This is a genomic window from Escherichia sp. F1 (genome assembly GCF_046764225.1).
GTDB lineage: Bacteria > Pseudomonadota > Gammaproteobacteria > Enterobacterales > Enterobacteriaceae > Escherichia > Escherichia coli.
The window spans coordinates 3239865-3264571 of sequence record NZ_CP177202.1 but is presented as its reverse complement, the minus strand read 5'-3'; the positions used below and the strand labels follow the sequence as shown (position 1 = coordinate 3264571).

Annotated in this window: 23 protein-coding genes; 7 read left to right on the top strand and 16 right to left on the bottom strand. The window is 51.5% G+C overall.

The window, feature by feature from the left end:
- Positions 1-223: 223 nt before the first annotated feature.
- Complete coding sequence (gene mcbA, locus ACK8NJ_RS15865) at positions 224-484, bottom strand: DUF1471 family periplasmic protein McbA (RefSeq protein ID WP_000710619.1); 261 nt, start codon at positions 482-484, stop codon at positions 224-226.
- Positions 485-759: 275 nt separating this feature from the next.
- Here mcbA and rlmF point away from each other — a divergent pair, with 275 nt between their 5' ends.
- On the top strand, positions 760-1686 hold the full coding sequence (gene rlmF / locus ACK8NJ_RS15860; RefSeq protein ID WP_166741100.1) for a 23S rRNA (adenine(1618)-N(6))-methyltransferase RlmF: 927 nt from the start codon (positions 760-762) through the stop codon (positions 1684-1686).
- Here rlmF and ybiO read toward each other — a convergent pair.
- From ybiO to rhtA, 6 genes are all read right to left on the bottom strand, one after another.
- Positions 1683-3908, bottom strand: coding sequence for a mechanosensitive channel protein (ybiO, locus tag ACK8NJ_RS15855; protein WP_001267274.1), 2226 nt, complete (start codon positions 3906-3908; stop codon positions 1683-1685). The genes rlmF and ybiO overlap by 4 nt on opposite strands.
- A gap of 116 nt (positions 3909-4024) precedes the next feature.
- Positions 4025-4747 carry a glutamine ABC transporter ATP-binding protein GlnQ gene (gene glnQ, locus ACK8NJ_RS15850; protein ID WP_000569080.1) on the bottom strand — a complete coding sequence of 241 codons (723 nt, stop codon included), beginning with the start codon at positions 4745-4747 and terminating at the stop codon, positions 4025-4027.
- A complete protein-coding gene (glnP, locus tag ACK8NJ_RS15845) occupies positions 4744-5403 on the bottom strand; it encodes a glutamine ABC transporter permease GlnP (RefSeq protein WP_001159065.1) in 660 nt (219 codons plus the stop codon). Before glnP ends, glnQ begins: the two co-directional genes overlap by 4 nt.
- A 138-nt stretch (positions 5404-5541) precedes the next feature.
- Entirely contained in the window at positions 5542-6288 is a 747-nt protein-coding gene (glnH, locus tag ACK8NJ_RS15840) for a glutamine ABC transporter substrate-binding protein GlnH (protein WP_000843866.1), read from the bottom strand.
- Between the two features lie 403 nt (positions 6289-6691).
- On the bottom strand, positions 6692-7195 hold the full coding sequence (dps, locus tag ACK8NJ_RS15835) for a DNA starvation/stationary phase protection protein Dps (protein WP_000100800.1): 504 nt from the start codon (positions 7193-7195) through the stop codon (positions 6692-6694).
- A gap of 298 nt (positions 7196-7493) precedes the next feature.
- A complete protein-coding gene (rhtA, locus tag ACK8NJ_RS15830) occupies positions 7494-8381 on the bottom strand; it encodes a threonine/homoserine exporter RhtA (protein WP_001295297.1) in 888 nt (295 codons plus the stop codon).
- Positions 8382-8615: 234 nt separating this feature from the next.
- On the opposite strand from rhtA, the gene ACK8NJ_RS15825 reads away from it, so the two are divergent.
- Both ACK8NJ_RS15825 and ompX read left to right on the top strand, forming a co-directional pair.
- A complete protein-coding gene (locus ACK8NJ_RS15825) occupies positions 8616-8681 on the top strand; it encodes a protein YliM (RefSeq protein WP_120795379.1) in 66 nt (21 codons plus the stop codon).
- A gap of 52 nt (positions 8682-8733) precedes the next feature.
- Positions 8734-9249 (top strand): outer membrane protein OmpX, encoded by a 516-nt coding sequence (ompX, locus tag ACK8NJ_RS15820; protein ID WP_001295296.1) that lies wholly within the window; start codon positions 8734-8736, stop codon positions 9247-9249.
- Positions 9250-9297: 48 nt separating this feature from the next.
- Here ompX and opgE read toward each other — a convergent pair whose 3' ends face one another.
- Together opgE and mntS are read right to left on the bottom strand one after the other, a co-directional pair.
- Entirely contained in the window at positions 9298-10881 is a 1584-nt protein-coding gene (gene opgE, locus ACK8NJ_RS15815) for a phosphoethanolamine transferase (RefSeq protein WP_001562815.1), read from the bottom strand.
- Between the two features lie 271 nt (positions 10882-11152).
- Complete coding sequence (mntS, locus tag ACK8NJ_RS15810) at positions 11153-11281, bottom strand: manganase accumulation protein MntS (RefSeq protein WP_001001761.1); 129 nt, start codon at positions 11279-11281, stop codon at positions 11153-11155.
- 185 nt (positions 11282-11466) lie between these two features.
- Here mntS and mntR point away from each other — a divergent pair, with 185 nt between their 5' ends.
- Both mntR and ACK8NJ_RS15800 read left to right on the top strand, forming a co-directional pair.
- Positions 11467-11934, top strand: a complete 468-nt coding sequence (gene mntR / locus ACK8NJ_RS15805; protein WP_000091016.1) for a manganese-binding transcriptional regulator MntR — start codon at positions 11467-11469, stop codon at positions 11932-11934.
- Positions 11931-13049, top strand: coding sequence for an anion transporter (locus ACK8NJ_RS15800; RefSeq protein WP_411961784.1), 1119 nt, complete (start codon positions 11931-11933; stop codon positions 13047-13049). Before mntR ends, ACK8NJ_RS15800 begins: the two co-directional genes overlap by 4 nt.
- A gap of 57 nt (positions 13050-13106) precedes the next feature.
- Here the strand turns inward: ACK8NJ_RS15800 and ldtB are convergent, their stop codons facing one another.
- On the bottom strand, positions 13107-14027 hold the full coding sequence (ldtB, locus tag ACK8NJ_RS15795) for a L,D-transpeptidase (protein WP_001056384.1): 921 nt from the start codon (positions 14025-14027) through the stop codon (positions 13107-13109).
- 218 nt (positions 14028-14245) lie between these two features.
- On the opposite strand from ldtB, the gene ACK8NJ_RS15790 reads away from it, so the two are divergent.
- Entirely contained in the window at positions 14246-15838 is a 1593-nt protein-coding gene (locus ACK8NJ_RS15790) for an ABC-F family ATPase (protein ID WP_411961782.1), read from the top strand.
- A gap of 240 nt (positions 15839-16078) precedes the next feature.
- On the opposite strand, the gene ACK8NJ_RS15785 is transcribed toward ACK8NJ_RS15790, so the two are convergent.
- The 4 genes from ACK8NJ_RS15785 to ACK8NJ_RS15770 all read right to left on the bottom strand — a co-directional run bounded on the left by ACK8NJ_RS15785 (position 16079) and on the right by ACK8NJ_RS15770 (position 21788).
- On the bottom strand, positions 16079-17338 hold the full coding sequence (locus ACK8NJ_RS15785) for a DUF1479 domain-containing protein (protein ID WP_256270584.1): 1260 nt from the start codon (positions 17336-17338) through the stop codon (positions 16079-16081).
- Positions 17339-17489: 151 nt separating this feature from the next.
- On the bottom strand, positions 17490-18305 hold the full coding sequence (gene ybiV / locus ACK8NJ_RS15780; protein ID WP_000114269.1) for a sugar-phosphatase YbiV: 816 nt from the start codon (positions 18303-18305) through the stop codon (positions 17490-17492).
- A gap of 145 nt (positions 18306-18450) precedes the next feature.
- Complete coding sequence (locus ACK8NJ_RS15775) at positions 18451-20883, bottom strand: glycyl radical protein (RefSeq protein WP_000209345.1); 2433 nt, start codon at positions 20881-20883, stop codon at positions 18451-18453.
- Between the two features lie 5 nt (positions 20884-20888).
- A complete protein-coding gene (locus ACK8NJ_RS15770) occupies positions 20889-21788 on the bottom strand; it encodes a glycyl-radical enzyme activating protein (protein ID WP_256270585.1) in 900 nt (299 codons plus the stop codon).
- 130 nt (positions 21789-21918) lie between these two features.
- Between ACK8NJ_RS15770 and fsa the strand changes: the two genes are divergently transcribed.
- Positions 21919-22581, top strand: a complete 663-nt coding sequence (gene fsa, locus ACK8NJ_RS15765; RefSeq protein ID WP_001305948.1) for a fructose-6-phosphate aldolase — start codon at positions 21919-21921, stop codon at positions 22579-22581.
- An 87-nt stretch (positions 22582-22668) separates the two neighbouring features.
- Here the strand turns inward: fsa and moeB are convergent, their stop codons facing one another.
- Complete coding sequence (gene moeB / locus ACK8NJ_RS15760) at positions 22669-23418, bottom strand: molybdopterin-synthase adenylyltransferase MoeB (RefSeq protein WP_000829255.1); 750 nt, start codon at positions 23416-23418, stop codon at positions 22669-22671.
- Entirely contained in the window at positions 23418-24653 is a 1236-nt protein-coding gene (gene moeA, locus ACK8NJ_RS15755) for a molybdopterin molybdotransferase MoeA (RefSeq protein ID WP_411961781.1), read from the bottom strand. Before moeA ends, moeB begins: the two co-directional genes overlap by 1 nt.
- Positions 24654-24707 lie beyond the last annotated feature (54 nt).

Sequence of the window (24707 nt, the reverse complement as noted above, 5' to 3'; positions counted from 1 at the left end):
CACGAGAAAGCCTCTCTGCGGATGCGATGCCACTGTTAATCCCGTGATAGTGTTCGTGCAAGTGATAATAATTTTGATAAGCATTATCACTTGGCGCGATTTTCTATCACCCATTGCGCGAAAAAGAAATACATTTATTTACATTGCGTTCATATTTGATGTTTTTTGATTACAAAACAGGCGAAAACTGCATCCAGAGGCGAATGCAGTTACGTTGGTGGGGTTATTTGTAGATGGTTGCAGTACCGAACATCTGGTCATTTCCGCCCGCGGAATTAATGACATAACCTTTCGCGCCTTGTTCGCGCGCTTTTTCTGCCAGTTTATCCTCCAGATCGCTTAGGTTTGATGCGCCAGTTGCCGAAACGGTACCGGCGGGCCGTAGCTGACCGCTGTCCAGGTTACTCATCGGTTGCGCGGCATAAGCCGTGAGAGAGATTCCGCTCAGGACGGTGGCAATCAGTAGTGTGAGGCACTTTTTCATAATGACATCCTCATAAATACAACGGGTAGTGCCTGATAAGTGTAGGTCGCCTGGACGATGAAAATGACGCAAAAAATTGACAGAGATGTGCTTGTTTTTTGAACGATATATTTTTACAAAATAAGACAAATCAATGACATGCATGATGCTGATTTTTATGGTGAATTGCCATAAACCATAGCCATGTGAAGGTTTATAGAAATGATAAACGCAGCCAGATATTTACCCTGTCGCGTTATGCGGGTATCTTACGCCGCTGCTTAAAGGAGAATGCTATGTCCGCCCAGAAACCGGGGTTGCATCCGCGCAACCGTCATCACAGCCGCTACGATCTCGCCACGCTTTGTCAGGTCAATCCTGAACTCAGGCAATTCCTCACGCTTACACCCGCCGGGGAGCAAAGCGTAGACTTTGCCAATCCGCTGGCGGTGAAGGCGCTCAATAAGGCGTTGCTGGCCCATTTTTACGCCGTAGCGAACTGGGATATCCCCGACGGTTTTCTCTGCCCGCCAGTACCGGGCCGGGCGGATTATATTCATCACCTTGCCGATTTACTGGCAGAAGCAAGCGGATCAATTCCAGCTAATGCCAGCATTCTGGATATCGGCGTTGGTGCGAACTGTATTTACCCGCTGATTGGCGTACATGAATATGGCTGGCGTTTTACTGGTAGTGAAACCAGCAGCCAGGCGTTAAGCAGTGCGCAGGCGATCATCAGTGCTAATCCGGGGCTTAACCGCGCCATTCGTCTGCGTCGGCAAAAAGAGAGTGGGGCGATTTTTAACGGCATCATCCATAAAAACGAGCAATACGACGCGACCTTGTGTAACCCGCCATTCCACGATTCCGCCGCTGCGGCACGGGCAGGTAGTGAACGTAAACGCCGTAACCTGGGGCTAAACAAAGACGATGCACTGAACTTTGGTGGTCAGCAACAGGAGTTGTGGTGTGAAGGCGGTGAAGTCGCTTTTATCAAAAAGATGATTGAAGAGAGCAAAGGCTTCGCGAAGCACGTGATGTGGTTTACCTCACTGGTATCTCGTGGTGAAAACCTACCGCCGTTGTATCGTGCCCTGACGGACGTGGGCGCGGTGAAGGTGGTAAAAAAAGAGATGGCCCAGGGGCAAAAGCAGAGTCGCTTTATTGCCTGGACCTTTATGAACGACGAGCAGCGCCGCCGTTTTGTCAATCGCCAGCGTTAAAGCGTTGGCTCCCCCGGCGGCAGCGGTTCAGCCGGGGCCGCGCCCGGAGCAGGCAGCACCTGATAAGTCTGCACCGGCGCGCGAACACCCGCCAGGTCGAAATGTTTTTTCACCTGGCTGTCGAGGGCAAAGCGTACCGTCCACTGTTTGAGTGGCAGCGTGGTGAACGAAACACGCAGTGTAAACGCGGTATTGCTTAAGCCGACAATCCCGGCAAAATTCGGTTCACCAATAATCAGCCCGCGAATTTCTTCGTTTTCCATTAATTCCGCTACCGCATCTTTCAGTGCCTGATTGGCTTTATCAGCATCTTCATGGCGATCAACATCATAATTTGCCACTACCGAACCAATGCCGCGGACAAAGTTAGCAAAGGTGGTAATCGAAGACCACGGAATGATGTGATACGCCCCGGTATCCTGGCGCACGCCCACGGAGCGAATCGACATCCGTTCCACAGTGCCGGTCAACGGCCCGATAGTCACCAAATCTCCAGTGTTCATGCCGTTTTCAAACTGAATAAACACCCCGGTAATGATATCTTTTACCAGCGTTTGCGAACCAAACGAGATAGCCAGACCTAATGCCCCGGCACCTGCCAGCAATGGCGCGATATTGACGCCGATTTCCGACAACACAATCATGATGGTGATGGTACTGATAATCACCGCCAGCGCGTTACGGAACAGCGTCAGCAGGGTACGCGTACGGGCGCTGGGTAGCGGGCGGCCATGAATATCCGAAGCCAGCCGGTTTTCGATCAAACTGGCGAGCACCGTCCAGCCAACCGCCGAGAAGAAAAGGATGAGTGCGATACGGATCAGGATATCTACGGTTTTCTGCCCCGCGCCGTTTTGCAGCCAGTTCCAGAAATCGAACAATCCCCATGCGCTCAACAGCAACATTACCGCCACGCAGACGGTCAGAATACGCGCCGTTTTCAGCGCCGCCGACAGCCAGCCATTCAACCGTTTTTGCAGCTCCGGATAGTTACGCTGAGTATGTGGCGAGAGAGTGATGGTTTTCGCCAGCCAGCGGGAAAACATACCGGAAACAAACGCTGCGATACCAATAATCGCCAGGCTGCGCACCGTTGCACCCATCATAAATTTCAGGCTGTTGCCCGGATCGAACAACGAAAAGAAAAACAGCACGATAAAATAGGCGCTTGCCAGCCAGTGCCACACCAGCGCAAAGGCGCGGATAAACAGGCTGAAAAAGGCCAGCGAATGCTCCGCGAAGTTGAGCAAATGCTGGGTAATCTCTTTTTTATTACGAAAGATCAGGTACAACGCCCAGACCGTCATGCACAGCATAATGATGACGTTCGCCAGCGCACCTATCTGTACATTCACCTGATTAGAGATAATCGGCACGGCCACAATCAGGCCATAGCCAATCAGGCTGCTTAACCAGCTCAGGCGACGGCTCCAGTAACGGGCGGTCTCGTCATGAATCGTGAACGGGCGCAGTTCCGCCACGTTTGGGCAAAAAATCAGGCGTAGTACAGCTTTGAAAAATTCAATCAGGGCAAAGGCGTTGAGAAACAAACTTTGTTGGAAAGCGATGGTGCGACTGCCCGCATTCAGGTTGTCGCTTAATACCTGGCCGACAAATAATGTCAGTGCCAGTAACAGCAGGTCGATAATAAACGCCCCGATAATCATCGCCGGAAGCTGCAGCCAGTTGCTGCGTTCGCGATTTTTTTGCCGCGCCCACTGGCCCATTTTGCGATACAGCGGCAGTGCGCACAGACGAATCAGCCAGTAAAAACCAAACACTAATACCGCTAACATTGAAAAATGGGTCAACGCATTGCTGAAGGTTTGTGGATTAAACGGCTTATGCGGGGAGCCGGTGATATTGCGATAAAGTTGCCCGAAGCGGGCGGAAAGGGCTTCACCATAATGGCGGCTGACTTCGGTGACTTTTTGCAGAACGGTTTGCTCTTCAACCAGCGTCGGCGGCACGATCTTCGGTACGGGTTCCGCAGGGGGCGTCGCGGCGACGGTGCGCAACTGGTCGATCAACTCTTTACGCGAGGTGTCATTATCCAGCACATCCGCCAGTGCGCCATAGGCCGCTTTTTTTTGTTCGATATCCGGTTCCGGGGCCGGTTCAGTCGTTGAGTCCGTTGTCGTTGTGGTTGTAACGCCGGGTATGGATACCGCTTGGGCAGGTGCGCCCAGCAGGCAGAAGAGGATGAACAGGATCCACCGCATGACTCCTCCAGTGAGAAAACAGAGCAAAAAGATAAGTATAGATGCTGGGGGAGGGGCGATTTTAAATGAGAGGAATCTGGTGTGCCTCCCTTTCGGGGGAAAGGGAGGCTGAGAAGTTAAGAGACGTGTTGCAAAAATTCCTGCAAGCGCTGGCTCGGTGGGTTCTTGATCAACACCTGCGGATCGCCATCTTCCGCAATCCGGCCTTTGTCGATAAAGATCAGGCGCGAAGCTACTTTCTCGGCAAAACCGATTTCGTGGGTCACGATCACCATCGTCATCCCTTCTTCAGCCAGGTCCTGCATAACCTTCAGCACTTCATGGCGCAGTTCCGGGTCAAGAGCGGAAGTCGGTTCATCGAACAGCATCATTTTCGGTTTTACCGCCAGCGCACGGGCAATCGCCACACGCTGTTGCTGACCACCAGAAAGCTCGGAAGGGTAGTGGTGAGCGCGTTCTGCCAGGCCGACTTTCGCCAGCAGCTCACGCGCCAGTTTTTCCGCCTCTTCTTTGTTCGCGCCACGCACGCGTAGCGGACCAAACATCACATTTTCCAGCGCCGTCAGATGCGGGAAGAGGTAAAACTGCTGGAACACCATACCTGCTTCCTGGCGAATCAGGCGCTCGTCAACTTTCGGATCGTTAACCTTCAGGCCATCGACAATCAGATCGCCGGAAGTGATTTCTTCCAGTTTGTTGATGCAGCGCAGCAGGGTCGATTTACCGGAACCGGATGGCCCGATAATCACCACGACTTCGCCCTGAGCAATGTTCAAATCGATATTGTGCAGCACCTGGGTTGGACCAAAATGCTTGGAGACGTTTTTAAATTCAATCACAGGATTTTCATCCTTCTTTCCAGACGACGCAGAATAAAGCTCAGCACCAGGGTAATAATCAGATAGAACACCGCCACGGCGCTCCAGATCTCAAGGGCGCGGAAGTTACCGGCAATAATTTCTTGCCCCTGACGGGTCAGTTCCGCCACGCCGATAACAATAAACAGCGAGGTGTCTTTAATGCTGATGATCCACTGGTTACCCAGCGGCGGCAGCATACGACGCAGTGCCAGCGGTAAAATGACGTAGCGAATGGTTTCCCAACGTGAAAGACCAAGCGCCAGTCCTGCTTCACGAAAACCTTTGTGGATAGACAGCACCGCACCACGCGTGATTTCCGCAATGTATGCGCCGGAGTTGATCATGATGGTGACCACCGCCGCAGTAAACGGGTCGATGCGTAAGTCGTTAAACGCCATCGGCAGGGCGAAATAGATAAACATCACCTGGACGACGATAGGTGTGCCGCGGATCACTTCAATAAAGACCAGCGCGACGTGGTTGGCTATCCAACCACCGAAGGTGCGTGCAAAACCTGCCAGCAATCCGATCACCAGGCCGCCAGCCAGACCGAGGACCGAGATCCACAGGGTCATTTTGGCACCTTCAATCAGAAGCGGAATGGCAGGCCAGATGGCACTCCAGTCAAACTGCATATGTTGTTCCTGTTACCGTGGTGTAAATAATCAAATTCAGGGTAATTAATGGCCCCGGAGCGGGTTTGCGCCCCTCACCCTAATCCTCTCCCCAGAGGGGAGAGGGAACTGCCAGTGCGCTTTACAGGCGTAGCGTTATTATTTCGGTTCAGTACCGAACCATTTTTTGTAGATTTCGTTGTAAGTTCCGTTCTCGCGCAGGGTTTTCAACGCGCCGTTGACTTTGTCACGCAGCTCGTCGCTACCTTTCGGGAACGCAATACCGTATTGCTGTGCTTCCAGAGAGTCACCTACCGCTTTGAACTGACCGTTACCGGCGGTTTTGATGAAGTACAGAATGTTTGGCGTATCGTGCAGAACGGCGTCTGCGCGGTTGGTGCCCAGTTCCATATAGGCGTTATCGATGTTCGGGAACTGACGCAGATCTTTTGTTTTGATGTTTGCTTTCGCGTAATCAACGGAGCCAGTGCCGCTCTTCACAGCAACCACTTTCCCGTCGAGATCTTTCACGCTTTTCACATCGTTATTGTTAGCTTTCACCATCACTAACAGGCCGCTTTTGTAGTAGCCGTCAGAGAAATCGATCGCTTTTTTACGCTCGTCGGTGATGGTAATGCCCGCCAGCGCCAGATCGACGTTTTTGGTTTGCAGTGCCGGAATGATCCCACTGAAATCCATCGGCTTCAGTTCGTAATCCAGCTTCAGCTCTTTAGCGATGGCAGCCCACAGATCAACGTCAAAGCCCACATATTTATCGCCCTGTTTAAATTCAAACGGAACGAAGGCGGTATCCGTCGCGACAACTAATTTTTTATCCGCGGCATGAGAAGAAACCGCAAAAGCCAGGGTCAGTGCAGCCAGTGAAACTTTTAATACAGACTTCATAGCATTTCCTTTTTTCTATCCACGGGACGATCCCCTGCGTGACATTCACATATATGAAAAAATCGTGCCAGTTTTGCAACTCATTGATTTTTCGAGATGCGGCAAAAACGTGATGCACGATTTATAGGGCAATACCCTGAAGATGCACCATTCTGGGGCACCAAACTGGTGCGCTAAAATTGTGCACTCAACACAGTGATTATTTAGCGTAAAACCTGATGAAAAAACAATCTTTATGTAACGATTGTGTGATGATGTGGATACAAAAAATTTACTTAACCAGCTGGGGATAGCAGATGGATGCACTAAATAAGTGCGTTGAAGCGGGCTGCAAAACAAAACGGCCTCCTGTCAGGAAGCCGCTTTTATCGGGTACTAAAGTTCTGCACCATCAGCGATGGATTTATTCGATGTTAGACTCAATAAACCACAGGAATTTATCCAGGTCGCGAGACGCGGCGGTCAGGATATCTGCGGTATCGTCATCTTTCGCTTCGCCAATCGCTTTGCGTACGTCATTAGCGACGATTGCGTAACGGTCAGCCAGTTCTTTCAGGTGATCCTGAACGTTGTGGATGTCCAGCGGGTAACTTTTCAGCGGGGTTTTGCTGTTGATAACTTGAGTGGTCCCCAGAGCTACACCGCCCAGCTGCACTGCACGTTCTGCCATGGTATCCAGATGATCGATCAGTGCGGTGCGGAAGCCATCCAGCATTTCATGTACGGCAATGAAGTTAGCGCCGCGCATGTTCCAGTGCGCTTGTTTGGTAATCAAAGAAAGATCAATAAACTGGATAACCTGGCGATTCAGCAACTCTACTGTTGCTTTTTTCTCGCTGTCAGAGACATCGTTGCGGGTATAAAGCAGATTGGTCGCTTTTGATTTAACTAATTTAGCGGTACTCATAATTTCATATCCTCTTGATGTTATGTCCCAGTAATTAACGAGACTAAGTATAGCACCGGCTATGTGTTCCGCTATTCTGGCTGTTCCTATCACACTAATAGTGGTAACAAGCGTGAAAAACAAAACTAATAAAAATTCAATGGGTTAGTTATATTGATAAGAACAATTCTTATTTATTGGCTCGCCAGGAATTTTCGGAATAAATATGCTTTTGCATAATTCGATATATAAAGACGGTGTAGAGGAAAAGTAGCGAGAAATTCTGCATGGTTATGCATAACCATGCAGAAATGTAAATTTAATTAATGTCTAATTCTTTTATTTTGCTCTCTTTGCGTACTGTCAGCGTAGACCCCATTGAAGCGGCGATGATAGCGCCGAGCGCCAGCAGCTGTATGGGTGTCAGTGTTTCTCCGAGGAAAATCATCCCGGAAACGGCAGCCAGCGCCGGTTCCATGCTCATCAGCGTACCAAATGTCCGTGTTGGCAAACGGGTGAGGGCAATCATTTCCAGCGAATAAGGCAGAGCGGTCGAGAGAATAGCGACCGCCAGACCCAATGGAATAACCGACCAGTGCCAGAGTGCTTCACCAGCCTGAAGCGCTCCAATTGGCACGAAAATTAACGCTGCAATCAACGAACCAATTGCCACCGTCGCAGGGCCATGTTCCGCTCCTGCGCGTTGCCCACTTAAAATGTAAATAGCCCAACAAGCCCCGGCCCCCAGAGCCAGCGCACAGCCGGTTAAATCGACATGGGAAACGTCTTGCCCCAGCGGTAGCAGGAACCACAGACCAAGAACCGCCAGAACAACCCAGACGAAATCTACCGGGCGACGAGAAGAGAACAGCGCCACCGCCAGTGGTCCGGTGAACTCCAGCGCCACCGCAATACCCAGCGGTACCGTCTGAATAGAAAGATAAAAAAGATAATTCATCCCCCCCAGCGAAACGCCGTAAAACAACAGCGGTAACCGCTGCTCTTTGGCAAAGCGCAGTCGCCATGGCTTAAAGAACGCGATGAGGATCAGCGTTCCTAATGCCAGACGCAGCGCAGTGACACCCGGTGCGCCCACCAGAGGAAAAAGTGACTTAGCTAACGAGGCTCCACCCTGAATAGACGCCATGGCAACGAGCAATATGACTATTGGTAACCAGACCGGCATTTTACGTAATGAACCAGGCATCCTTTCTCCCACAAATATCTAGACTTAAGTAAAGCGTGGAGTGTACTGGATATACCCAATGCTGGTTGAGCATTTGTTGAAAAAATTTTCCCCCGTTTTGACTAAAATGCGCCAGGATTGATGGAATCATTAGTCTGGTGATTAGGAATAATCTGGATGAATGACCGGGAAAACATGCGTAATACTTACGCAGTTCTCTGAAAAAGTGATTTAAATTTAGATGGATAGCGGTGTATGGAAACGTTCTGTTACATGAAATGGCCCGTTAGACATCACAAATCGCGAAGAGTTTCCCATTAATTTTTGATATATTTAAAACTTAGGACTTATTTGAATCACATTTGAGGTGGTTATGAAAAAAATTGCATGTCTTTCAGCACTGGCCGCAGTTCTGGCTTTCACCGCAGGTACTTCCGTAGCTGCAACTTCTACCGTAACTGGCGGTTACGCACAGAGCGACGCTCAGGGCCAAATGAACAAAATGGGCGGTTTCAACCTGAAATACCGCTATGAAGAAGACAACAGCCCGCTGGGTGTGATCGGTTCTTTCACTTACACCGAGAAAAGCCGTACTGCAAGCTCTGGTGACTACAACAAAAACCAGTACTACGGCATCACTGCTGGTCCGGCTTACCGCATTAACGACTGGGCAAGCATCTACGGTGTAGTGGGTGTGGGTTATGGTAAATTCCAGACCACTGAATACCCGACCTACAAACACGACACCAGCGACTACGGTTTCTCCTACGGTGCTGGTCTGCAGTTCAACCCGATGGAAAACGTTGCTCTGGACTTCTCTTACGAGCAGAGCCGTATTCGTAGCGTTGACGTAGGCACCTGGATTGCCGGTGTTGGTTACCGCTTCTAATCACTTCGGTGATATAAAAAATCCGCCTCTCGGGGCGGATTTTTTGTTTTAAGGTTTCGGGTCGAAAATATCGGTTCCGAGATGGTTGTAATCCACCTTCTGTAACTGGAAGTTGGTGATGTATATCGGCCCGGCTTTCTTCTCAGATATAAACGGGTATTTGATGTTAATTTCCTTCGCTTTAATTCCCGTCCACTGCGAGAAAAAGCCTAAGAAGTCATTGGCAGAGCGGCGGGCTTTAATCACCCGATGCGCTTTATCGTCGCTCGAAATGACCATAAAAGGCACCTGGAAATTTTGCTGATACTTATCATCATGGGCAAGGTATTGCACGTCTTTGCCACGCTCTTTAAAGGCCAGACCGTGGTCAGAAAAGTAAACCAGCGAGAAGCTGCTGCCGCTGTTGCGTAACTGATCGTACAGCTTGCGCAGTAAATCGTCTGTTTGCGTCATGGTATAGAGATAGCACGACGTTTCTTTCGATTGCACAAAGGTTTCGTATTTGCCTTGTGTCCGGTCGCAGGCCTGCGGATGTGAGCCCATCAGATGTAAAACAATCAGCTGCGGTTGCGAGTGCTCTTGCGCCAGCACTTGAGCGGTCATATCCAGTAACGCTTCGTCTTTCGTGTTTTTATCTGCTTCAAAATTACCTTCTTTCAGGAAGTACACTTCATCTGCTCGTTTGGCGATGCTGGCGATGGCGGTATCGTATTCGCCGATTTGGCCCTGGTTGGAAAACCACCAGGTCTGGAAGCCCGCGCGATTTGCCAGGGTGACAAAGTTATCCTGAAACTGTGGTTTGCCATCGACAACGCGATTGAGCGTTAAGCCAAGCGATTTCTGCGTGGAGCCACTGGCGGCAATGTAGTCAGCAAATATCAAACCGTTAACACTGCTGGCAAACGGGGTATTGTCCCAGTGACCGCCAAAGGCACCGAGGGCATCGCGACGCGCGCTTTCACCGATCACCACCACATAGGTCTGATACTTCGGCTTAACGGCAGTGACCGTCCAGGTATCTTTCATTCCGGAAAGTTTTGCCATCCGTTCTTGCTCTTCAATCACCTCGTTATTATTGACGATGACATCCTTAGCAAAACGAAATACCGGATAGCCAGTATCTTTCAGTTTAAATACGCCGCCCCAGGCCAGGTTTTGCACGGGAGCAACAAAAAATGTCGCCACACTGAATACCAGACACAGGCTGTCGAAGGTATTCCAGCGCGCTTTTTCACTCTCTTTTTTCCGCCTGATTGCTATTACGCCGAGCGCAAAAATAAATAAGCCGACCAGGTAGCTGTACCACGGAAAAATCGTCAGGATTTCGGTCGACTCTTCCATATTGGTGGAGTGCAATGCCAGCAATGTATTGAAATTAGGTGCGCCGTAGGCCTGAGCAAAAGGGAAATAACAAGCCGCCACCAGCGAACTGACACCGACCAGAACTTTTTGTACGCGAGGCAATGTTCGCCATAGTAAAAGCAAAATAGCCGTAAATGCGGCGGTGTAGAGCAAACTGAAGGGGTAACCTAAGCCGAGGTTAATTAATAGCGACTGTAAAAAGTAGAACGCAGTCCACGGGCTAAATACCCGGCTACGGGTAACAAGCGATTCTTTGAGGGTTAAATTCATATGCCACTATCGTAACAAACGCCATGTGCTTACCCTGGCGTCAAGGGTCAATACCTGCAAGAGTGCGTGGAGAGGGGAAAGGGGTCCGCATCCGCGAGCCGCAATATACGCAGGGCTGCAAGAAGATAGAGCGAGCCGCCGTTCAGGTCAACTACTGACGAACAAATCTTTTGCGAAGGGGATTGCAAATCCGACAAAAAGTGGGGTTTTTCAGACCAAAACGCGTTGTGCCTGCATAAAAGCAGGAGTGAAGCGGCGTACCGCGACGCCGCTATTTATCGGAAGGTTTATCTTGCTGCGGTTTGTTGTTGACCATATCGCACAACATAGAGAGCAGCATTAACCGTACTTTAAAGGGAGAATGACTAAACACGCGCATACACCTCTTGAACTCATTCATAAGACCTCCTGACTTGCTAATCCCGTCGATCCTTGAGGGATGATTGCATTACATACAGATATAGCACAGGCTATATTATATAGCTATTGCTAAAACGTTAATTTTTTGTACCTTCGCAACTCTGGTTTACAATGTGCGCACGAAATGAGAACGCTATGTATGCGTCACCATAATGAGGAAGCACAATGAGTCGTCGCGCAGGTACGCCAACAGCAAAAAAAGTGACGCAGTTAGTGAACGTGGAAGAGCACGTTGAAGGGTTCCGCCAGGTCAGAGAGGCGCATCGGCGCGAGCTTATTGATGATTACGTTGAGCTGATTTCTGACTTGATCAGGGAAGTGGGGGAAGCTCGTCAGGTGGACATGGCTGCTCGTCTGGGGGTTTCGCAACCGACGGTGGCGAAAATGCTTAAGCGGCTGGCAACCATGGGGCTGATTGAAATGATCCCCTGGCGTGGCGTGTTTTTAACGGCAGAAGGAGAGAAACTGGCGCAGGAAAGCCGCGAGCGACATCAGATAGTCGAAAATTTCTTGTTGGTGTTGGGCGTCAGTCCGGAAATCGCCCGTCGCGACGCGGAAGGCATGGAGCACCATGTTAGTGAAGAGACGCTGGATGCCTTTCGTTTGTTTACCCAGAAACACGGTGCCAAATGAGCCTGCCTTTTTTACGCACGCTGCAAGGCGATCGTTTTTTTCAGTTATTAATTCTTGTTGGCGTCGGATTAAGTTTTTTTGTTCCCTTTGCACCGAAATCCTGGCCTGCTGCTATCGACTGGCACACCATCATCACCTTAAGCGGCCTGATGCTGCTGACCAAAGGTGTGGAGTTAAGCGGTTATTTTGATGTGCTGGGGCGCAAAATGGTGCGCCGCTTTGCTACGGAGCGTCGGCTGGCGATGTTTATGGTGCTGGCGGCGGCGCTGCTTTCTACCTTTCTGACCAACGATGTCGCGCTGTTTATTGTTGTTCCGCTGACTATCACGCTAAAAAGACTGTGTGAGATCCCGGTTAATCGGCTGATTATTTTTGAAGCGCTGGCAGTCAACGCTGGTTCGCTACTGACGCCAATTGGCAACCCGCAAAATATTCTTATATGGGGACGTTCTGGTCTTTCGTTTGCCGGATTTATTGCCCAAATGGCACCGCTGGCTGGCGCAATGATGCTGACACTCCTGCTGTTGTGCTGGTGTTGTTTCCCTGGAAAGGCGCTGCAATACCATACGGGGGCGCAAACGCCGGAGTGGAAACCGCGGCTGGTGTGGAGTTGTCTGGGGCTGTATATCGTCTTTCTGATGGCGCTGGAGTTAAAACAAGAGCTGTGGGGACTGGTGATTGTGGCGGTGGGCTTTGCGCTGCTGGCACGTCGCGTGGTGCTCAGTGTGGACTGGACGCTGCTGCTGGTGTTTATGGCGATGTTTATCGACGTCCATTTACTAACCCAACTGCCAGCTTTGCAGGGGGTGTTAAGTAACGTGAGTCATTTATCCGAACCCGGATTATGGTTAACGGCAATCGGTCTATCGCAGGTGATCAGTAACGTGCCGAGTACCATATTGTTGCTGAACTATGTGCCGCCGTCGTTGCTGCTGGCATGGGCGGTAAACGTGGGGGGCTTTGGTTTATTACCCGGATCGCTGGCAAATTTGATTGCGTTACGGATGGCGAACGATCGCCGTATCTGGTGGCGTTTCCATCTCTATTCAATACCGATGCTGTTGTGGGCGGCGCTGGTGGGATATGTTTTGTTGGTTATGATCCCGGCGGGATAAGGTCTGGCAAATTAAAAAGGCGGATTATGAGTCCGCCTTTGTTTTACGTTTTGACGATTAATTCAGACGAACCGGCATCCCGGAACGATTTTTGATCGCTTCATCAAGAACAACCTGGTCAACATCTGGCTGACCGGTCACTGTCTGCACGCTCTTCGTCAGGGTAATTGGCACAATTTCCTGACCTTCAAACTGGGCTTCGGTGGTAGACAGCGGATTATGGACTTCAATATAACGGCTGCCGTCTGGCTCGGTAGTCGCTTTCACCGGCTCATCAATAAACTGTACGCGAGTACCGACCGGCACTTTCTCGAACAGGAATTTGATGTCTTCGTTACGCAGACGCACACATCCATGACTTACGCGCAGGCCGATACCGAAGTTGGCGTTGGTGCCATGGATAGCGTACAGGCGACCGATGTAGAGTGCATACAGCCCCATCGGGTTATCCGGACCAGCCGGAACGACCGCCGGAAGCGGTTCGCCCGCAGCGCGGTACTCTGCGTGCATTTTGGCGGTCGGCGTCCAGGTCGGGCCTGCTTTCTTACGCTCAACTTTGGTGGTCCAGTTGATAGGCGTGTCTTTGCCTAACTGACCAATGCCGATCGGCAGCACGATAACGGTGTTGGTCCCTTTCGGATAGTAATACAGACGCATCTCTGCACTGTTAATGACGATGCCTTCATGAACGGTATCCGGCAGGATCAGCTGCTGCGGAATGTTCAGTACAGTACCGCCTTTCGGCAGGAAGGTATCCACACCCGGGTTCGCTTCCATCATATTGGAAAGCCCCATCTGGTACTCGGCGGCAAAATACTCCAGCGGCTGAGTGTTACCTTCAGGAATGGTGATCACCTGATTCTGACCAACCAGGCGACTCCCGTCGGTTGGCAGAGGATAAGTTACCGCAGAGGCGGTACTGCAAAAGCCGACAACAGCGAAGGCCGCTGCGAATAATGTTTTCAATTTCATATTCATGTTAAGCGAGATTTTGTGCCTGGCAGGCCATTGGGTTGAGAATATTAGAGTATTGGAAGCGCATTATAAGTTCATTCCAGCTCACAGTGAAATCAGATGTGTACGAAATCACATTTTTTGCCTTTGGCTTGAGTGTAGACCTTAAGCGAGGAGCAGGATCTTCTTTCAGACTTATGGCATAATGCGCGGTTTGTCATATCTCTTTTCAGGATACGCCTGTGTTAGTTTCCAGTAACGTCACCATGCAGTTCGGCAGTAAGCCGTTGTTTGAAAACATTTCCGTCAAATTTGGCGGCGGCAACCGTTACGGCCTGATTGGCGCGAACGGTAGTGGTAAATCCACCTTTATGAAGATCCTCGGCGGCGACCTTGAGCCGACGCTGGGTAACGTTTCCCTCGATCCCAACGAGCGCATTGGTAAACTGCGTCAGGATCAGTTTGCCTTTGAAGAGTTCACTGTGTTGGATACGGTGATCATGGGGCATAAAGAGTTGTGGGAAGTGAAGCAGGAGCGCGACCGCATCTATGCTTTGCCGGAAATGAGTGAAGAAGACGGCTATAAAGTGGCCGATCTGGAAGTGAAATACGGCGAAATGGACGGTTACTCTGCGGAAGCTCGCGCCGGTGAACTGTTGCTTGGCGTGGGAATTCCAGTGGAACAGCACTATGGCCCGATGAGTGAAGTTGCTCCTGGCTGGAAGCTGCGTGTGCTGCTGGCGCAGGCGCTGTTTGCTGATCCAGACATTCTCCTGCTCGACGAACCGACCAACAACCTCGACATCGACACCATTCGTTGGCTGGAACAGGTGCTGAACGAGCGTGACAGCACCATGATCATCATCTCGCACGACCGTCACTTCCTTAACATGGTTTGTACCCACATGGCGGATCTGGATTACGGCGAGCTGCGCGTTTATCCGGGCAACTACGATGAGTACATGACGGCGGCGACTCAGGCGCGTGAACGTCTGCTGGCTGATAATGCCAAGAAGAAAGCGCAGATTGCTGAGTTGCAATCTTTCGTTAGCCGCTTTAGCGCCAACGCCTCGAAATCTCGCCAGGCAACTTCGCGCGCGCGCCAGATTGATAAAATCAAACTGGAAGAGGTGAAAGCCTCCAGCCGTCAGAACCCGTTCATCCGTTTTGAACAGGATAAGAAACTGTTCCGTAACGCGCTGGAAGTGGAAGGTCTGACCAAAGGGTTTTATAACGGTCCGCTGTTTAAAAATCTCAACCTGCTGCTGGAGGTCGGTGAAAAACTTGCGGTACTGGGTACCAACGGCGTCGGTAAATCAACGCTGCTGAAAACGCTGGTGGGCGATCTGCAACCGGACAGCGGCACCGTAAAATGGTCTGAAAACGCACGCATTGGTTACTACGCCCAGGACCACGAATATGAGTTTGAAAATGATCTGACCGTGTTCGAATGGATGAGCCAGTGGAAGCAGGAAGGCGATGACGAGCAGGCGGTACGCAGCATTCTCGGTCGTTTGCTGTTCAGCCAGGACGACATCAAAAAGCCAGCTAAAGTGCTTTCCGGTGGGGAAAAAGGGCGGATGCTGTTTGGTAAATTAATGATGCAGAAGCCGAACATTCTGATCATGGACGAGCCGACCAACCACCTGGATATGGAATCCATTGAGTCGCTGAACATGGCGCTGGAACTGTATCAGGGCACGCTGATCTTTGTTTCTCACGACCGTGAGTTTGTAAGCTCCCTGGCGACCCGAATTCTGGAAATCACCCCGGAACGCGTGATCGACTTTAGCGGTAATTACGAAGATTATCTGCGTAGTAAAGGGATCGAGTAAGTTATTATCCGTCAGCCCGATACTGTCGGGGTGACGGCGGCTGATGACAAACGCAAGATTGCCTGATGCACTATGCTTATCAGGCCTACGCAGTACCTGCAATATATTGAATCTGCAGGACTTTGTAGGCCGGATAAGGCGTTAACGCCGCATCAGGCATTAACAAAGCGCATTTGTCAGCAATCTGAGTAACGTCGAATCGATTTTCTTAATCCCACATCAATTCACTTCCATTAACTCTCAAACATCCATGCCCAGTGCGCGCTTACCGTGAATGTTCAGATCCTCCAGCGTAAAGCGGCCTTCCCAGTTTGCTTCATAATCTTCCCGCGGGAAGTCGCCAGGTGATGCGCCTTTTTCCAGCGCCATTTTGACTTTGTGTGCATAAGCCCGATTTTTCTCGCACATTGGCGCAGCAGGGATATACATCACGTTGCCCCAACCCTGTTGATTGTCTACTGGCGCGACGGAGTGAATCACATCGCAGTGCCACCAGACGGAATCCCCTGCTGTTATCGCGGGAATGGAAGTCAGCGCTTTAAGCAGTAGTGGATGCCATTTCTCTGAAATGGGCAGAACTTTGCCAGGTGCAACCCCGCACAGTTCATCGTCCGGTACGTCATCCAGCAGCGGGCGCAATAAAACATACGCCATCGCTTCCGGGATAGGCACCACATGTAACAATCCCTGACCCGATAACATATCAGAGAGCGCCGTCCAGCCCTGAAACGTGCGGAACACCGAACATTTTGTAGTGTTATCTACCGTGTACTCTTCGACATCGGTCCGGTGTGCAGCATCCCAGGGATCGTAATCATCGAAATTACCATTAAACACATTGGCAAAAACGCGCTGATAAGCGGGTAATAACCACCGTTCCAGCGCACCAGAATCGGTATGCGCGCCCAGGCCTTTAGATGTAGTACCTGGAGGGCGGCGGCGGATCCTGTCTGGATAAATCACACTGATATCAGTATTAAACCACTGTTTGCCGTTGCTTTCAGACGTCCACAGTCGGTTTAGAAAAGATTGCACAGCAGCCATGTTTTCGCTCTGCCGCGCCTGCATCTGTGCTTGCGACCAGTAAATGGGATAGATTTCGGGACGAGAAGCCTCCAGCGAGCCGAAAAAACTGTCGCCAGGGCCTTTATAAACATCATCAAAATGATTGATATCAAGATAATCGAGCATGGCACGATCCCACGCCATCGCCTGCTCGCGAGGGAAATGGCCTTTTATGACTGCACAGCCGCGACGTTTAATTTCATTGCGAGTGGCATCGCTTACTGTACCTGCGGCAATATCACTATAAGAAACTTCCGGCCAAACCGGCAGCCCTTGCGCTTTTAGGGCATCGATTTCAGCAACACGCGTTTCGATTTTTGCAGAGAGTGTATCGAAAACCTGTTGCACATCACTGAGCTGTTCCCGCAGCGCAGCTTTCATCTCTCGGATAGCTGCTTTCGCATCTGTGGGCAGCGTCTCACAGGAAAAAGTCATATCAACCTCGCTTCTTTCATTCGAAAGTAAAATGATTACGATTGATACATTAAGTTAAAAATAAGTTAACGCAAGATAAAAATCTTGAGTCAGTGCACAAAGCGAGCAAAAAGGAGAGAGGCCGAAGTGGTCACTTCGGCCAGGGGGAAGATCAACTATTGAAAGGAGCGATATTATCCAGCACAGCCTGAATCACGTTCAGCGCGCCTTCATGATTATTATCATCGGTAGCGTAACGGGCGATTTGTTTAATGTTTTCCGCAGCATTGCCCATCGCAAAGGAATAACGCGCCATTTTCAGCATCTCCGCATCGTTACCGCTGTCGCCAATCGCTACCACATTTTGCGGTGACAGATCCCAGCGTTTCAGTAACCGCGAAATACCGTTTGCTTTATGTAGACCGGGAATAATCAGGTCGATAAAGCCAAAACCACTGGTGACGGGTTTCATAATGCCATCGAGTGCTATGTGCAGTTTGTCGATCACTAACGGGATTTGTTCATCCGGCAGGTTGAGCGAAAACTTGAACAGTACGTCGTCAATCTCCTGATAATCTTTTACAGGTTTCAGGCGATGGTAGTGTTTTGCCATCAGTGCGACGAATGCTTCGGGGGCGTTTTCGCTGACATATGCACTTTGCAGACCGCAGGCGACAAAATTGAGTTGCTTATCTTTTAGCAACTCGCCAATAACAATCCGCGATTCATGTCGGGTCAGTTCGCCGTGGAACAGTTGCTTGCCATGTTCGTAAACCAGTGCGCCGTTTTCCGCGACAAAAGAGATCTCATCCTTTAGCTCAGGAAAGAACGAAATAAGCTGGTAATACTGATTACCGCTGGCGACAACGAACTTAATGCCGCGCTTTTTCAGTTCCTGATATTGCGCCATAAAACGTGGTTGGTTGTACGTTTTGGCGTCGTTAAGAAAAGTACCGTCCATGTCTGTGACGATAACTTTTACGCTCATAGGTGTGCTCCTGGCTCGAAAATGAAACCGTAACAGTGTAATAACAATGTGACGCAGAGCACAAATTATATTTCGAATGAAAGCGAGGCTGAAATTGATGATGTGAATGATTTGGCCCGGCGACGGTGGCCGCCGGGCGGAAGAGTTACAGCATATGTTCAGTACGGGCGATGATATCGTCCTGTGCGTCTGGAGAGAGCGCGGTGAAGAAGGCGGAATAACCCGCGACACGCACTACCAGATCGCGGTACTGATCCGGATGTTTTTTCGCTTCCAGCAGCGTTTCGCGGGAAACGATGTTGTACTGAATATGCCAGCCTTTATGCACTTCAAAGAAGGTGCGTAGCAGGATCATCAGTTTCTGCTTGTCAGATTCGTTCTCCAGCGTTGCCGGATTCAGTTTCTGGTTGAGCAACACGCCGCCGAGAATCGCTGCCGTAGGCAGTTTACCCACCGAGCCAATGACCGCAGTAGGGCCAAGATGATCAGTACCGGAAGCCGGGCTTGCGCCTTCTGCCAGCGGGGTGTGGGCTTTACGCCCGTCCGGCGTTGCCATAGTCTGCGCGCCAAACGGTACGTTAGCGGAGATAGACGACGTACCCGCGTAATAGTTGCCGCCAACCGGACCACGACCGTAGCGCGGGTTATGGTACTGTTTCAGTTCGTCGATATAGGTCTGATAAGCGCGAGCCAGCAGCGTATCGACAGTATCATCGTCGTTGCCGTACTTAGGCGCACCGTTAATCAGCCGCTGACGCAGCTGCTCGTGAGTCAGGCCGTCGAAGTCATCCGCCAGTGCGGCAGCCAGCTGTTGCTGACCAATCGCGCCCTGTTCAAACACCAGTTTCTTCACTGCCGCCAGGCTGTTGCCGAGGTTAGCAATGCCAACCTGCAGGCCAGAAACCCAGTCATATTTCGCGCCGCCTTGCTTGATACTTTTCGCTCGCTCAATACAGTCATCCACCAGCGCCGAGCAGAGAATATCGTGTACGTTCTCTTCCAGCATGGTGTCGACGACATATTCGATTTCGATTGATTTGCGTGTGTAGTAACGGATTTGCGTATCCCACGCGTCCATCACTTCATCGAAGTTGTTGAAGTTACCTGCCGACAACGCTTTTTCTTGTGGCAGGAACACTTTGCCGCTGGTGGCATCACGACCGCCTTCCAGCGCCGCCAGCATCACACGGGCGAAGTTGATAAAGCTCATGCCGGTACAGCGATAGCCCCATTTGCCACCGACGGCGGTTTCGATACAACCAATCGCTGCATAGTCGTAAGCGTCCTGCGGTTCAATACCGAGTTTAATAAATTCCGGGATCACGATTTCGTCGTTGTTGAACGCCGGCATCCCGAAGCCGCAACGGATCACCTGTACGCAGGCGTCGAGGAAATCGTTGCTCATTCCTGCATGGTAACGCACGCTGAGGTTAGGCTGAGTGGAACGCAGGCGACCGCAGGATTCGAGGATCGCGTAAGAGAGTGGATTCACCGCGTCCATTGGTTGACCATCAACCAGATTTTGTCCGCCAATGGTGACGTTCTGATACAGCGGACTTCCCGCAGAGGCTTTCGAGTGCGAGCCGGAGCGGATTTTGTTCACTTCCAGCAGTTTCAACCAGCAGCTATGCAGCATCTCGATGGCGTGTTCACGATCCAGCGTCTGGTTGAGTTCAACGTCGCGACGATAATACGGGTACAGATACTGGTCCATACGACCAAAAGATACTGAGTGACCGTTAGATTCGATCTGCAAAATCAACTGGATGAAGTAACACAGTTGCAGCGCCTGCCAGAAAGTCTGCGGCGGCTGGTGGGCGATAAGATCGCAGTTTTCTGCCATCGCCAGCAGTTCATCGCGACGGCTTTCGCGGGTTTCGGTCGCGGCCATTTCACGCGCCAGGGCAGCGAAACGTTCAATGTGTTCACTGACTGCCACCAGCACGATATCAATCGCTTTCAGGAACTGCTCGCCGTGCAAATCTTCCAGCACCGTCAGGTTGATGCGCGAGCGACGTTCCGCTACTTTCTCGCGCAGACCATCAAGACCTTTTTCCAGCAGTAGCGGGAAATTCACCGCCAGGTGCGCATCGCCGGAGGTCATATTGCCTTCCGCTTTAATGATTCCGGTCGCCAGCAGACCTTTTTGCTCATCGGTAAACATGCCGTAGCAGCGATCCTGTACCGTCTGACCGCGCCACCAAGGGCACACTTCATGCAGAACACGTTTGTTCTCTTCGCTCACCGCAAAACCAGCACCCGGACGATCCGCCAGATCATCAATCTCTTTTTCGATCCAGGAGACGGTATATTCCGGGAAGATCGGCGCGGCGCGAACTTCGCTTGCCTGGTTGCCAATGATCAACTCATCGTGCTTGATCCAGATGGTGCGATTCGCCAGGTGATGCGCCAGCGCCAGCGCGCGACGTACCGGGATCGGCTTATCGAGATGTTGTTGATACATCTCAGTATAGTGCTGCGCGCGCTCGGTACAGACCGGCGGTTTCACAATATGCACCAGCGCATTTTTGTGCGCTTTAATGCGGTCGCTGAGCGTGTCCAGTTTCAGTGTGGTCATGGTTGTTATCCTCGTAAGGTCGCGGTTAACCCTTTCTGGCAGGCATACTGCTGGGCAAAGTCGAGCAGTTCTGGCGCATCAAGCGGTTTTTCCGGGGCGTCATAGGGCAGATTAAGTAAGTAATATTTGTTGATGCCCAGCGTGTGGTAGGGCAGGAAATGAATTTCGCTAACGTGCAGCTCGTCGGCGGCAAAATCGGTAATGGCTTTTACAGAGGTTTCGTCGGCATTAAAGCCCTGAATCAGCGGCACGCGGATAATGATTTTTTTGCCCGCAGCGGCGAGTTTTTTCAGGTTATCCAGCACCCTGGCGGCGTTACCGTCGGTCCACTGTTTAAACGGTGCGTCGGCAACGTGTTTTAAATCGGCAAGAAACAGATCGATATAGGGCAGAGAAGGGGCGATATATTTCCACGGCACATGCAGGCAGGTTTCTACCGCAGTATGAATGCCTGCCTCGTGGCTGGCTTGCAGTAGCGCCATCGCCATTTCCGGCTGCATAAAGGGTTCACCGCCAGAAAGCGTTAAGCCGCCGCCGCTGCGATCGTAAAACGGTTTATCGCGCAAAACGGTCGCCACGATCTCCTCAACGCTTTTCACTTCACCACACACGGTTAACGCCTGTGTCGGACAGCAGTCGGTTAACGCCGTCAGATGCTCCGGGGTTAACTTTTCCCGATGAATAAGCAAACCATTCAGCGCGCGCTCAATCACTTCCGGCGCGGCCTTAGCGCACAGCTCGCAGCCTTCCAGACACAGTCGTGCGTCATACAGCAGATCCTGCGTGCGGGCGCGGCTTTCCGGGTTCTGACACCAGCGGCAGCCCAGCGAACAGCCTTTAAGAAATACGACCGTGCGGATACCGGGGCCATCATGGGTCGAGTAGCGCTGAATATTGAAAATCATAGTTGCCTCTCTGTTTCGTTCAAACATTAAAATACTTTCGAATGAAAGTTAGATTGATGTGCGTCAACTGTTCAGAGAGTTTTCCCGTGATAGTCTACATTCAGACAAAAAGTACATTTTGAGGATGGTTATGGAACTGTATCTGGATACTTCAGACGTTGTTGCGGTGAAGGCGCTGTCACGTATTTTTCCGCTGGCGGGTGTGACCACTAACCCAAGCATTATCGCCGCGGGTAAAAAACCGCTGGAGGTTGTGCTTCCGGAACTTCATGAAGCGATGGGCGGTCAGGGGCGTCTGTTTGCCCAGGTAATGGCTACCACTGCTGAAGGGATGGTGAATGACGCACGTAAATTGCGTTCTATTATTGCGGATATCGTGGTGAAAGTTCCGGTGACCGCCGAGGGGCTGGCAGCGATTAAGATGTTAAAAGCGGAAGGGATTCCGACGCTGGGAACCGCGGTATATGGCGCAGCACAAGGGCTGCTGTCGGCGCTGGCAGGTGCGGAATATGTTGCGCCTTACGTTAATCGTATTGATGCTCAGGGCGGTAGCGGCATTCAGACTGTGACCGACTTACACCAGTTATTGAAAATGCATGCGCCGCAGGCGAAAGTGCTGGCAGCGAGTTTCAAAACCCCGCGTCAGGCGCTGGACTGCTTACTGGCAGGATGTGAATCAATTACTCTGCCACTGGATGTGGCACAACAGATGATTAGCTATCCGGCGGTTGATGCCGCTGTGGCGAAGTTTGAGCAGGACTGGCAGGGAGCGTTTGGCAGAACGTCGATTTAACCGGACGTTCTGCATCCTCATAAATTGCTGATGACGTGGCGGAGTGCACCGATGCCTGCCACGTCTTATCAGGCCTGGAGGTGGCAATTACTGCCCGCACACCTCACACCCCGGATTGCGCATCAGTTTCATTTCACGAAACTGACAGGTCATCGCATCGTACATGACGATTTTCCCGCTGGCCGGTTTGCCATAACCTGCCAGCAGTTTGATCGCTTCCATTGCCTGCAACGAACCAATTACGCCGATCAACGGTGCCATCACGCCTGCTTCTACGCAGGTTAACGCGTTCTCGCCAAACAAACGGCTAAGGCAGCGATAGCACGGTTCGCCGTCCTGATAAGTGAAGACCGTGATTTGCCCTTCCATACGAATTGCCGCGCCGGAAACCAGCGGCACCTTCGCGGCAAAACAGCCTGCGTTCAGTTGATTGCGTACCGCAACGTTATCCGTACAGTCGAGCACCAGATCGTGTTTTGCAATCATCGCAGCAAGTTCTGCGTCATCCAGCAGTGCATTGACTGGCGTAATCGCGATATGTGGGTTGATCCGCGTCAGGGCGTCACGGGCGGATTCCACCTTCGGTTGCCCGACCGTGGCATCACTGTGCAGAGTCTGGCGTTGCAGATTCGAGAGCGAAACCGTGTCGAAGTCGAGCAGCGTCAGGTTGCCGACACCGGCGCTTGCCAGATACTGCGAGGCTGCACAGCCGAGGCCGCCCAGGCCCACTACCAGCACGCGAGAATCTTTCAGCGCCTCCTGGCCGTCAAAATCAAAGCCGCGCAGAATGATTTGCCGGTTGTAGCGCAGCATCTCCTGATCGCTGAGTTCCGCCATTACAGGCCTCCGAACAACGCGTTAAACGGTTCTACTTCCACCCATTCGCCCGCTTCAACATTGCCGCGATCGCGCTCCAGCACGATAAAGCAGTTACCGAGACTAAAAGAACTAAAAATATGTGAACCCTGATGCCCGGTGGTGGTAACTTCCAGCTCACCGTCAGCGTTGCGTTGCAGCACGCCGCGCTGGAAATCAAGGCGACCTGGCGTTTTTTTCAGGCGGGACGCTGTGCGTACGCGCTGGCGCGCGGGCAGGCCGCTGGCGGTGTTACCGCTTAGTTTTGCCAGCAAAGGCTGTACCAGTTGATAGAAGGTCAGCGTCGCTGAAACCGGGTTGCCCGGCAGGCCGCAGAACCAGCTATTAGAAAGTTTTCCGAACGCGAACGGTTTACCTGGTTTAATCGCCAGCTTCCAGAAGGCGATCTCCCCCAGCTCTTCAAGAATGGTTTTGGTGTAATCCGCTTCACCCACTGAAACACCGCCGGAACTGATCACCACATCCGCCTGGCTGTCGGCTTCAATAAAAGCGGCGCGCAGGGCATGGGGATCGTCGCGGATAATCCCTAAGTTGATTACCTCGCATCCCAGCTGTTCTAACATCAGGTGTACGGCGAGACGGTTTGTATCGTAGATTTGGCCGTCGCCCAGCGGCTGGCCTGGCAACTGGAGTTCATCACCGGTAGAAAACAGCGCTACACGCACTTTACGAATCACCGGAACTTCGGCAATCCCCAGTGAAGCAATCACTGGCAGTTCAGCGGTAGTCAGGCGAGTTCCCGCCGGGAAAACAACCGCACCTGCAGAGATATCTTCACCGCGACGGCGAATATTTTGCCCGCTACGCACTTCAGCAGTAAAACGCACGCCATTGTCCGTTTGTTCAGTCTGTTCCTGCATCACCACCGCTTCGCAGCCTTCCGGCACCGGCGCACCGGTCATAATACGAATGCAGGTACCCGCATGCCATTCACCATGGTATGGCTGACCGGCAAAGGATTTACCGGCAACGGGCAGCGGTTGCCCGGAGGCAATATCGGCTAAACGCACCGCGTAGCCGTCCATTGCGGAGTTATCAAACCCCGGGACATCCAGTGGCGAAACGACATCGCTCGCCAGAATACGACCAAAACACTGTACCAGTGGCAGCGTTTCCTGGGCGGTCAGTGGGGTAACGCGAGAAAGCATCTCATTAAGCGCGGTGTCGAGCGACATCAATCCGGTGGTAAATTCCATGAAAACACTCCTGCGGAGGCAAAATCGAATTTGCCTATTATGTCAGAAAAACGC

Coding starts and splice junctions, on each gene's coding strand:
- ldtB (WP_001056384.1), bottom strand. CDS start 14,027: ATGAATATGAAATTGAAAACATTATTCGCAGCGGCCTTCGCTGTTGTC.
- opgE (WP_001562815.1), bottom strand. CDS start 10,881: ATGAATTTAACCCTCAAAGAATCGCTTGTTACCCGTAGCCGGGTATTT.
- ACK8NJ_RS15800 (WP_411961784.1), top strand. CDS start 11,931: ATGAGCCTGCCTTTTTTACGCACGCTGCAAGGCGATCGTTTTTTTCAG.
- mntS (WP_001001761.1), bottom strand. CDS start 11,281: ATGAATGAGTTCAAGAGGTGTATGCGCGTGTTTAGTCATTCTCCCTTT.
- ompX (WP_001295296.1), top strand. CDS start 8,734: ATGAAAAAAATTGCATGTCTTTCAGCACTGGCCGCAGTTCTGGCTTTC.
- ACK8NJ_RS15770 (WP_256270585.1), bottom strand. CDS start 21,788: ATGATTTTCAATATTCAGCGCTACTCGACCCATGATGGCCCCGGTATC.
- glnH (WP_000843866.1), bottom strand. CDS start 6,288: ATGAAGTCTGTATTAAAAGTTTCACTGGCTGCACTGACCCTGGCTTTT.
- fsa (WP_001305948.1), top strand. CDS start 21,919: ATGGAACTGTATCTGGATACTTCAGACGTTGTTGCGGTGAAGGCGCTG.
- ACK8NJ_RS15775 (WP_000209345.1), bottom strand. CDS start 20,883: ATGACCACACTGAAACTGGACACGCTCAGCGACCGCATTAAAGCGCAC.
- dps (WP_000100800.1), bottom strand. CDS start 7,195: ATGAGTACCGCTAAATTAGTTAAATCAAAAGCGACCAATCTGCTTTAT.
- ybiV (WP_000114269.1), bottom strand. CDS start 18,305: ATGAGCGTAAAAGTTATCGTCACAGACATGGACGGTACTTTTCTTAAC.
- moeA (WP_411961781.1), bottom strand. CDS start 24,653: ATGGAATTTACCACCGGATTGATGTCGCTCGACACCGCGCTTAATGAG.
- rhtA (WP_001295297.1), bottom strand. CDS start 8,381: ATGCCTGGTTCATTACGTAAAATGCCGGTCTGGTTACCAATAGTCATA.
- mcbA (WP_000710619.1), bottom strand. CDS start 484: ATGAAAAAGTGCCTCACACTACTGATTGCCACCGTCCTGAGCGGAATC.
- mntR (WP_000091016.1), top strand. CDS start 11,467: ATGAGTCGTCGCGCAGGTACGCCAACAGCAAAAAAAGTGACGCAGTTA.
- ACK8NJ_RS15785 (WP_256270584.1), bottom strand. CDS start 17,338: ATGACTTTTTCCTGTGAGACGCTGCCCACAGATGCGAAAGCAGCTATC.
- glnP (WP_001159065.1), bottom strand. CDS start 5,403: ATGCAGTTTGACTGGAGTGCCATCTGGCCTGCCATTCCGCTTCTGATT.
- ybiO (WP_001267274.1), bottom strand. CDS start 3,908: ATGCGGTGGATCCTGTTCATCCTCTTCTGCCTGCTGGGCGCACCTGCC.
- moeB (WP_000829255.1), bottom strand. CDS start 23,418: ATGGCGGAACTCAGCGATCAGGAGATGCTGCGCTACAACCGGCAAATC.
- rlmF (WP_166741100.1), top strand. CDS start 760: ATGTCCGCCCAGAAACCGGGGTTGCATCCGCGCAACCGTCATCACAGC.